Annotated in this window: 8 protein-coding genes and 1 pseudogene; 7 read left to right on the top strand and 2 right to left on the bottom strand. The window is 55.7% G+C overall.

Translation table 11 applies throughout. The features are described 5' to 3' along the window. Positions 1 to 157, top strand: a pseudogene (locus C2846_RS18880) (DUF1329 domain-containing protein); the annotation flags it as partial. Between the two features lie 162 nt (positions 158 to 319). After that, positions 320 to 1,657: a DEAD/DEAH box helicase gene (locus C2846_RS15400; RefSeq protein ID WP_119701880.1), complete on the top strand. Its 1,338-nt coding sequence runs from the start codon at positions 320 to 322 to the stop codon at positions 1,655 to 1,657. Between the two features lie 7 nt (positions 1,658 to 1,664). Here the strand turns inward: C2846_RS15400 and C2846_RS15395 are convergent, their stop codons facing one another. Next, the gene (locus tag C2846_RS15395) at positions 1,665 to 2,048 is read right to left on the bottom strand and encodes a VanZ family protein (RefSeq protein WP_119701879.1); all 384 of its coding nucleotides are present in this window, start codon (positions 2,046 to 2,048) and stop codon (positions 1,665 to 1,667) included. 31 nt (positions 2,049 to 2,079) lie between these two features. Next, a complete protein-coding gene (locus C2846_RS15390; RefSeq protein WP_119701878.1) occupies positions 2,080 to 3,141 on the bottom strand; it encodes a polysaccharide biosynthesis/export family protein in 1,062 nt (353 codons plus the stop codon). A 165-nt stretch (positions 3,142 to 3,306) separates the two neighbouring features. Here C2846_RS15390 and C2846_RS15385 point away from each other — a divergent pair, with 165 nt between their 5' ends. The 5 genes from C2846_RS15385 (at position 3,307) to wecC (ending at position 10,132) form a co-directional block, all read left to right on the top strand. Continuing rightward, positions 3,307 to 4,905 (top strand): MBL fold metallo-hydrolase RNA specificity domain-containing protein, encoded by a 1,599-nt coding sequence (locus C2846_RS15385; RefSeq protein ID WP_119701877.1) that lies wholly within the window; start codon positions 3,307 to 3,309, stop codon positions 4,903 to 4,905. 283 nt (positions 4,906 to 5,188) lie between these two features. Then, positions 5,189 to 5,692, top strand: coding sequence for a transcription/translation regulatory transformer protein RfaH (gene rfaH, locus C2846_RS15380; protein ID WP_119701876.1), 504 nt, complete (start codon positions 5,189 to 5,191; stop codon positions 5,690 to 5,692). A gap of 150 nt (positions 5,693 to 5,842) precedes the next feature. Next, positions 5,843 to 7,672 carry a glutamine--fructose-6-phosphate transaminase (isomerizing) gene (gene glmS, locus C2846_RS15375; RefSeq protein ID WP_119701875.1) on the top strand — a complete coding sequence of 610 codons (1,830 nt, stop codon included), beginning with the start codon at positions 5,843 to 5,845 and terminating at the stop codon, positions 7,670 to 7,672. Positions 7,673 to 7,782: 110 nt separating this feature from the next. Next, entirely contained in the window at positions 7,783 to 8,886 is a 1,104-nt protein-coding gene (gene wecB, locus C2846_RS15370; protein ID WP_240638215.1) for a non-hydrolyzing UDP-N-acetylglucosamine 2-epimerase, read from the top strand. Further along, positions 8,876 to 10,132, top strand: coding sequence for a UDP-N-acetyl-D-mannosamine dehydrogenase (wecC, locus tag C2846_RS15365; protein WP_119701874.1), 1,257 nt, complete (start codon positions 8,876 to 8,878; stop codon positions 10,130 to 10,132). Before wecB ends, wecC begins: the two co-directional genes overlap by 11 nt. The last annotated feature ends 51 nt before the right edge of the window (positions 10,133 to 10,183 follow it).

Raw genomic sequence — 10,183 nt, 5'->3', positions numbered from 1 at the left:
GCCGGGTTACTCGATCGAGACCCTGTATGACCTGTTGGCTGGTCGTTACATCGCGCTGGGTATGTACACCGAAGAGGTGTCTGCACCGCAGTTCGACTTTGTACCGACCTACAACCAGTTCACCCCGGCCGCTCTGCGTGCTGCAGGTGTGCGTTAAGGTCTAAAGCTGCTCATAGATGTTTGGGTTTTAAGGGGCATCCTCGGATGCCCCTTTTTTTATTTGCGCTCGCAGGTCGCAAACAGCGCTCTCTGCGGTGACCCAGGCCACAATCTGCTAAACTTCCGGCAACTTCCGTGACCATCAAAGAGCTCTGTCGCCTTGTCCAGCCAATCCCAGTTCAGCCAATTCAATCTGCACGAACGAATCCTCAAAGCCATCGATGCTCTTGGCTTCGAAGAGCCTACTGCCGTCCAGCAAGCGACCATCCCGGCCGCCCTGGAAGGCGACGATCTCTACATCATTGCCCGTACCGGCAGCGGCAAGACTGCCGCCTATCTGCTGCCGATCCTGCAGCAATTGCAGCTCGATGAGAGCAAGCCCCTGGCACCTCGGGCTCTGGTTTTGTCACCGACCCGTGAACTGGCCAAACAGATCCTTGATGATGCCCAGCAGTTGGCCCGTTTTACCTTTCTCAAGGCCGAACTGGTCATCGGCGGTGAAGACTTCAAGGTTCAGGCGGCGAAGCTGCGCAAGAACCCAGATATCATCATTGCCACCCCAGGCCGTGCCCTTGAGCAACTGGCCGCCAGCAACCTGGATCTGACCCAGGTTCGTACCCTGGTAATCGATGAAGCCGACCGCATGCTTGATATGGGCTTCAGCGACGACGTTATCCGCCTGGCTGAAGCCTGTAGCGGGCAACCGCAAACCCTGCTGTGTTCCGCCACCAAGGGTAATGCCGGCTTGCGCCGGATGATCGATAAAGTGCTTGAAGAGCCGCGCTGGCTTGAGCTGGACAGCATTCGTGACGACACCCCGGCTATCCGCCAGCAAGTGGTCCCAGCCGACGACAACAGCCACAAGGAAGCACTGCTCAAGTGGCTGCTGGCCAATGAGAACGCCGGCAAAGTGATTGTCTTCACCAACACCCGGGTCATGGCTGACCGGCTGAACGGCGTCTTGCGGGCAACGGACATCCGCACCTATGTGCTGCATGGCGAGAAGGATCAGAAAGACCGCAAGCAGGCGATCAAGCGCTTCCGGCAGGGCCAGTTTGCCGTATTGGTGGCGACTGACGTGGCTGCGCGGGGCCTGGATATCGATGACCTGGATCTGGTTGTCAATTTCGATATGCCGCGCAGTGGTGACGATTACCTGCACCGGGTCGGGCGTACCGGCCGGGCCGGGGCCGAAGGGCTGGCAATTTCGCTGGTGACACCTCATGAATGGAACCTGATGTCGAGCATTGAGCGCTATCTGCGCCGTCAGTTCGAGCGGCGGGTGGTTAAGGAGGTGCCCGGCAGTTTCAAGGGACCGAAGAAGGTCAAGGCATCTGGCAAACCGGTTGGCGCCAAGAAGAAAAAGGCCGACAAGAAAACCGCCAGGCCGAAGAAGCCCAAGGCGGCCAAGCCCGCCGCCAAGCGCAAACCGTCAGGCGCGCCCCAAGGCCAGGTGGTTACCAGTCCCGACGGTCTGGCCCCACCCAAACGCCGCTAAGCGTCGGCTACCTGTGTAGCCGCCGCCGGCACAGGTAGCCATAGCCACCGATCAGCACCAACCCTGCAACGATACCAGCACCGTTGGCATACAGATCATTCCAGTCTGCCACCCGCATGGGGTGGAATGACTGCACATACTCAATCAGCACACCAACACCAAACAGCAAAAGCCCTCGCAGCCACCAATACCAGCGCGGAAACGCCAGATAGCTCACCAGCGTCAAAGCAAACAGCCCGACAGCATGGTACAGATCACTTTGCCAGTGGTAAGTGGCTGGTGCCGGAGTAGGGCGCATGCCCAGATACAGTGCCAACAACAGCATCAGGAAAAACAGCAGCTTGAACATCGGGCGAAAGGCCAGCCAGTACCGCACAATCCTTAGCCACATGGTCTACCCACCAAACTGCCAACTGAGTGCATCAATCGTCATTACTCCGGATATCGTCAACGGACACAATCACTTCCTGGCGCGACAGGGTCGGCAGCATCTGGCTGATCGTGCGGTTCCAGCGAGTCAGGCCGGTTGCACCAACAAACACCAGATCACCAGCTTTCAGCCTGAAATCACCGGCAAGCAGCAGGGCTTCGGGGGCGCTTGCATCCAGGTGGAAGCGCTGGGTGTATTCGCCAGCATCACGCATGACCCAGATTGCCCGCGGGTCCGCCGCATCCTGGCGCAAACCGCCAGCACTCATCAGAGCCTGCAACAGGGTCAGGTTCTGCTCGGAGCCTAGTTGCCGGGGAGATTGTACCTCGCCCAACACTGTGACCGGTTTGTATTCCAAGCGTTCAAGATTCAACAGATCGCCAGCGCGCAATAACAATTGAGCTGTCTCGGCAGACTGCACGGCCTCTGCCGGCAGTTCGTAGCGCGTGTCATCACGGGTCAGCGTCAGCAAATACTGTGGTTTGGCCTGATAATCCAACTCCAGCAACGCTTCATGCAGTGACAGTGGCTGGCCGGGTAGTGGCAGGCTCGCTCTGCCGTTGAAGCCCGGACCCAGCAGCACGCGGCGGCTATTGGCCTGAGCCAGGCGCACATCCACCTGGGGATTGTCGATAAAGCGTGACAACTGCTCGGTCAGTGCGTGACGAAGCTGCGCCGGAGTCAGGCCGTTGGCGCGAATCTGGCCAACAAAGGGGAAAAACAACACGCCGTTGGCATCAACGGCCCGCACATTGACCCCGCCCTGTTGCTCTGCACCGCCAGGCACGGTCAATTCGGGATAATCCCACACGGTAATGTACAGCTCGTCCAGTGGCCCGAGCCGGTAAGGCTGTGGCTCAGCCTGGAGTAATTCTTGTGGCAACTGTGCCTGCGCAGGGGAGGCTTGCTGCTGAATCAGTGCCTGATCAATGCTGATTAACTGGGCTTCGGCATCCATCCGGCCAACGGCTGGCTGATGCAGACCAGGCGCCAGCGCACAGGCTTGCAGCAAAACGGCGGTGGTAATGACTGTCCATAGGCGATAAGAAAACATGAGGTGCTCCTGGCCTCGTCCGGTTGCTTGCTGAAGTTCAGGGGCAACATGTTAACCGGTATTGGCAGACATGCCGAATCGACAAACTGTGGATTGTCGCACTCTGCGGTATGGCGCAATGACATACACTTGCCGCTCACCGACGACGCACAGGGAGTGCCCGGCATGACAACCACTTACCCCTTCATCGAGCATCACGGCGCCACGCAGGGCGTTACCGGCTCCTGCCATCAGCTCTGGTTGAGCGCCAAAGACAGCCTGCTGATCGACTGCGGCCTGTTTCAAGGCGTGGAAAGCTCCGTTCAGGGAGCTGGAGCCCATAGTCTGGCCATCGAATTCAAACTCGACAGCGTCAAGGCCCTGATCGCCACCCACGTACACATTGATCATATTGGCCGCTTGCCCTGGCTGATCGCTGCCGGCTTCAAGGGGCCTGTGTACTGTACCGAGCCTTCGGCCATGCTGATGCCCACCGTGCTGGAGGATGCCTTCCTTGTTGGCGTGCAGCGTGACCGTGAGCTCGCCAGCAGGTTTGTTGGCATGGTTCAGCCGATGCTGCGAGGCCAGCCCTATGCCCAATGGATTGAAGTGATTGGGCGGGACGACCTGCGCTGTCGCATCCGCTTCAAACCCGCCGGGCATATCCTGGGTTCGGCCTGGGTCGAATGCGACGTACATTACCCCAACGAAAACCGCAGCAAACGGATCGTCTTTTCCGGCGACCTGGGCGCCCCGCACGCGCCCTTGTTACCAGCACCCGGCAATGCCTGGCGCGCCGATACCGTAGTGCTGGAAAGCACCTACGGCGACCGCCTGCATGAAGACCGCCGCAGCCGCCGCCAACGCTTTCAGCGAGTACTGGAACATGCCCTGGCCGATGGCGGCACCGTACTCATTCCCGCATTCAGCATTGGCCGCACCCAGGAACTGCTCTACGAGCTGGAAGACATAATCCACTCATGCACAGCGCAAACAGCTACTCCCCCTGGGAGCCCTGGGTTTTCCTGGGAGCCTGGAGCATCCGCTCCAGGTAGGGCGCGCAGAGAGCCCGCAACGGGAGCAGATGCTTCTCCTGGGAGCCTGGAGCATCTGCTCCAGGACGGGGATGCACGTAAGTCCAGAGCGGGAGCAGATGCTCCCGCCTCCCAGCGCCTACCCACCAACTGGCCAACCCTGCCCATCATCCTCGACGCCCCACTAGCCAGCCGCTTCACCGCCCTATACCGGCAACTCAAACCCTACTGGGACCAAGAAGCCCTCAAGCGCATCGCCAATGGCCGCAAGCCCCTGGCCTTCGACAACCTGCTCACCGTCGAAACCCACGCCCAGCACCTGGCTATGGTCAATCGCCTGGCTCACACCCGCCAGCCCGCCATTGTCATCACCGGCAACGGCATGTGCAGCGCCGGGCGCATCGTCAATTACCTCAAGGCCATGCTGGGCGACCCTCGCCACGACGTGGTCTTCGTCGGCTACCAGGCCAAAGGCACCCCCGGTCACGCCATCCAGCAGCACGGCCCACGCGGTGGTTATGTCAGCCTGGAAGGCGAGCGTATCCAGATCAAGGCTGGTGTCCACACCCTGGGCGGCTACTCCGCCCATGCCGATCAGAAAGGCCTGGTCAACTTCATCACCCGCATGCGCCACTGGCCCAGTGAAGTGCGGCTGGTGCATGGTGATCCTGAGGCGAAGGAGGCTCTTGCTGGAAAGCTCAGACAGCATGCAGAAGATAAAAATATAGAAATGAAAATTATTATCCCATAGATATGATTATTGTTATTGCGTCAAATAAGCGGCATTTGATTTTGTTTGGATGTTAAAGTGACATTATGAGTTGGCGGTGTGCAATAATTGCCTTGCAACCCGTCAGAATGTTGCCGGAAATAGGGCTGTCAAGCCTTGTCACACACGGTAACCCGTGTAACATTTCCGCATTATTTCACCTGCATGGGTGAGTGTGGCTTTAATTTAAGGGATCAGCTTGTTCCCGGTTTCGAAGCAAAGGCTTAACACGCAGTGGCTCAAAGCCTTGCGCTAGAAGGCAAGAATGTCGAATACAGCAAGCTCGGAATGGTATCTGATACAGTGCAAGCCCCGTCAGGAGCTTCGTGCTGAAGAAAACCTGCGCAAGCAGGGATTCGCATGCCTGTTGCCGCTGTGCTGGACGGAAAAGATCAGGCATGGAAAGCGCCAGTTGGTTCAAGAGCCCTTGTTCCCTGGTTATCTGTTCATCAATCTCTGTCAGTTGACTGACAGTTGGTATTCCATCCGCTCCACCCGAGGTGTGCGCCGGCTTGTCACTTTTGGCAGTCTGCCGGTAGCTATTTCCTCACCCATCATCGATGGCATTCAAACCCGCCTGGCGCAAGTGGGGGCCAAGCCCCTGTTTCAGCATGGTGATTCAGTTGTTATCACTGAAGGCCCCCTGAAAGACCTCACGGCCATTTTCAACTGCTGTGATGGCGAAGAGCGCGCAGTGATTCTCCTTACCCTGCTTCAGCGTGAGCAAGCCGTAAAAATCAGGCTGGGCGCGCTCAAATCGACAGCTTGATCACAGAGTGTTTCTGAATTTTTCTCTGGAATTGGGGTCAGTTCCAGAAGGTCGCTTGCGGCTCATAACAATTTATTGGTGCATGTCCTCAAGGGTAAGACTGTAAATCTTGGGGCGGTAGCGTGCCAAAAACATGGGAATATGTTCTAGATGTGTGGAATCGTTGGTGCGGTTGCTCTAAGAAATGTCACCCCTATTCTGCTGGAAGGTCTTCATCGCCTGGAGTACAGAGGGTATGACTCGGCCGGTCTGGCTTTATTGAATCGGCAGGGTGGGCTGCAGCGTGTACGCGCCATGGGCAAGGTTGCCGAGCTGGAAAAAGCTCTGGCAACAAGCCCCGCCAAAGGCCACCTGGGCATCGCCCATACTCGCTGGGCTACCCACGGCAAACCGGCAGAGCATAACGCACACCCGCATCTGTCTGAGCGGCTGGCCGTAGTGCATAACGGCATTATCGAAAATCATGCCAGCCTGCGGCGCAAGCTGACGGAGCTGGGCTACAGCTTCAACTCCGATACCGATACCGAGGTCATTGCCCACCTGCTGGCTCACCATTACCAGCACAAGCAGGACCTGCTCAGCGCCTTTAGGGCTACCCTCAATGAGCTGCACGGCGCCTATGCGCTTGGGGTAATCCACCAGGATGAGCCTGATAATCTTTATTGCGCCCGCATGGGTAGCCCGTTGGTGATTGGCGTGGGCAGTGAAGAGCAGTTCATTGCCTCTGACCCGCTGGCGCTGCTACAGGTGACCGATCAGTTCATCTATCTGGAAGAGGGCGATCATGCCCGCCTGACTCTGGCCGGGCACGAGGTCTGGAGCAGTAACAACCAAGTGCTGAGCTACCCGGTCAAACGCTACGAGCATGCCGCTCACAGCCTGGACAAGGGCGAGTACCGGCATTTCATGCTCAAGGAAATCTTCGAACAGCCCAAAGCCATTGCCGACACTCTGGAAGGCAAGCTGGCTGATAATCAGGTGCTGACTGCCATCCTTGGCCCGGAAGCGGAAAACCGCCTGGCTGACATCCAGAACATTCATATCGTCGCCTGTGGCACCAGCTACCATGCCGGCCTGGTAGCACGCTACTGGATTGAAGAGCAGGCCGGTATTGCCTGCCAGGTAGAAGTTGCCAGCGAGTATCGCTATCGCACGGTGTCCGTCCCGGCCAACACCCTGCTGGTAACCATCTCCCAGTCTGGTGAAACCGCAGACACCCTGGCTGCGCTCAGATATGCCAAGAAGCAAAATTATCTGGGCACGCTGGCCATCTGCAACGTAGCTGGCAGCTCCCTGGTACGCGAGGCTGGCTGGCGATTGCTGACCCAGGCTGGCCCGGAAATCGGCGTAGCCTCAACCAAAGCCTTTACCACCCAACTGGTAGCATTGTTGTGGCTGACTACCGCGCTGGCCCAAGCCAAGCAGCGAGCCCCAGAGATCATCAACGCCAATGTCCGGGCGCTGCGTAACCTGCCGGGTTTGGTCGAACAAGTGCTGCAACTGGAACCAGGTATTGAGCAATTGGCGCAAAGCTTTGCCGGCAAACATCACGCCCTGTTCCTTGGCCGTGGCCCGCACTACCCAGTGGCGATGGAAGGGGCGCTCAAGCTCAAGGAAATTTCCTACATCCACGCTGAAGCTTACGCCGCCGGTGAACTCAAGCACGGCCCGCTGGCGCTGGTCGATGAAGACATGCCGGTAGTCAGTGTTGCCCCCAGTGATAGCCTGCTGGAAAAGCTCAAATCCAACCTTGAAGAAGTTCGCGCCCGTGGTGGTCAGCTAATCAATTTCGCCTGTGAGCGGGCGGGCCTGGAAACCAGTGAAGGGGTGACTCATATCGAACTGCCCTGGGTGTACGACAGCGTGTCACCCATTGTGTATACCCTGCCGCTACAACTGCTCAGCTATCACGTGGCGCTGGTGAAAGGTACGGATGTGGATAAGCCTAGAAATTTGGCGAAGTCGGTAACAGTAGAGTGACCAAGCAGCTGTCGCAAACATCTACCAACTTCTAGCATCAGACAGGATACCGTGTGACCTATCGAATCAAAACTCTATGTGTATTCGGTACTCGGCCGGAGGCAATAAAGATGGCGCCTTTGGTACAGGCTTTGGCGGCTGATCAACAGTTCGACGCTAAAGTGTGTGTGACCGGTCAACATCGTGAAATGCTCGATCAGGTACTGGAGTTGTTTGCTATAAACCCAAATTACGATCTGGATATCATGAAGCCGGGCCAGGACTTGACTGACGTCACGTGCGCCATATTGCAGGGGCTTAAAGGAGTTCTGGATGACGTTAAACCGGATATCGTTCTTGTGCATGGTGATACTGCCACCACTCTAGCTGCAAGCTTGGCAGCTTACTATCAGAAAATTCCTGTTGCTCATGTTGAAGCAGGTCTACGGACTGGCAACCTTTATTCACCTTGGCCAGAAGAAGGTAACCGCAAGCTGGCCGGTGCCCTGGCCGCTTTGCATTTTGCTCCTACGCAAAGCTCACGTCAGAATTTGCTCAACGAAGGCGTAGCCTGTGACCGTATTCATGTGACTGGCAATACTGTGATAGATGCTTTGCGTCAGGTGGAAGAGAAACTTAATACTAATGTGTCTCTGCGACAGAAGGTTTATCAGACTCTCAGTTTTCTTGAGAAAGATAGGCGTCTTATTCTGGTTACCGGCCACCGCCGTGAAAATTTTGGTGGTGGATTTGAACGTATTTGTAAGGCACTCGCTGAAACGGCCAGAAAGCATCCTGATACCCAGATTGTTTATCCTGTACACCTCAATCCCAAGGTGCGTGAACCGGTAAAACGGCTGCTGCAGGGTATAAATAATGTTTACTTGATCGAACCGCTCGACTACCTGCCGTTTGTCTATCTAATGAGCCAGGCACAGCTAATTATTACCGACTCGGGCGGTATTCAGGAAGAGGCTCCGTCACTAGGAAAGCCTGTATTGGTCATGCGCGATACTACTGAGCGCCCTGAAGCTGTCGATAGTGGCGCTGTTAGAGTGGTTGGTACCGATGCAAGGCTACTTAGTGAGTCAATTACAAATTTTTTGGTAGAAACAGCCAGTTCAAACATGTCAAAACGAACTGTAAATGTAAATCCCTTTGGTGATGGTAATGCATCACAGCGCATCGTTGATGCGCTCGTGAAGTGGTGGAGTAAGGCTGGAAATCATGTTTGAAACTGTTGCTGTCATAGGGCTGGGTTATATCGGTTTGCCAACCGCGGCAGTATTGGCATCAAGAAAGGTACGTGTCATTGGTGTGGATGTAAATCAAGATACTGTTGCAACGATCAATCGTGGGGAAATTCATATCGTTGAGCCTGATTTGGACATGCTAGTGCACGCATCGGTCACTGAAGGGTATCTGCATGCGACGACCGAGATGCAGCCAGCCAAAGCCTTCCTTATAGCGGTCCCAACACCTTTCAAGGATGGACACAAGCCTGACTTGAGTTTTATTGAGCAGGCGTGCCGTGCTTTGGCTCCTGTGCTGGAAAAGGGAAACCTGGTGGTGCTTGAGTCCACTTCGCCGGTTGGTACTACTGAAAAAGTCGCCCAGTGGCTCGCTGAGTTGCGCAGTGATTTAAGCTTCCCACAGCAAGCAGGGGAGCACTCTGATATACGTTTAGCTCATTGCCCTGAGCGTGTTTTACCTGGCAGAGTGCTGCACGAGTTAGTTCATAATGACCGTGTTATTGGCGGGATGACGGAAAAGTGTTCCAAGGTTGCGGCGCAGTTGTATCAGCTATTTGTACAAGCTGAGTGCGTTTTGACTGATGTGCGTAGTGCTGAAATGTGTAAGTTGGCAGAAAACAGCTTCAGAGATATTAATATCGCCTTTGCCAACGAATTGGCTACGATATGTGAGCAGCTTAGCATCGACCCTTGGGCCTTGATTGCCTTGGCAAACAGGCATCCACGAGTCAATATTCTCCAGCCGGGGCCAGGTGTTGGCGGTCACTGTATTGCAATCGATCCGTGGTTTATTGTGGATGCTGCACCAGAGCAGGCACGGCTGATTCGGCAGGCGCGCGAAATCAACGATAGGCGGCCTGATCAAGTGGTTGAAACCATAAAACAAATTGTTACGCAGTGGTCTGTAGAACATTCAGGTCGACCGGCGACCGTTGCCTTTCTTGGGTTGAGCTACAAAGCCAATATCGATGATCTGCGCGCTAGTCCAGCACTTGCTATTGTCAATAGAATGGCTGCTGAGTCAGCGATAAGGGTTATTGCTGTCGAGCCATATCTGGACACTGCTCCTGCAGCTCTTTCTTCAGCGGTACGGTTTTCCTCGCTCGGTGAAGCGGTTGGAGTTGCTGATATCGTTGTGCTGCTGGTTGCCCATGATGCATTCAAATCGCTTGAGACGCTCAAACAAGAGCGGCATTTGGTACTGGACATCTGCGGTGCACTTAAATAACTGTTAAGTAAGATGAATGCGCCAGCCGGCGTGAAAATATAGGAAATCGAC

Source organism: Pseudomonas jilinensis (assembly GCF_003586265.1).
Taxonomy (GTDB): domain Bacteria; phylum Pseudomonadota; class Gammaproteobacteria; order Pseudomonadales; family Pseudomonadaceae; genus Halopseudomonas; species Halopseudomonas phragmitis.
The sequence above is the reverse complement of the archived record's forward strand: the minus strand, read 5'-3'. Positions and strand labels throughout refer to the sequence as shown.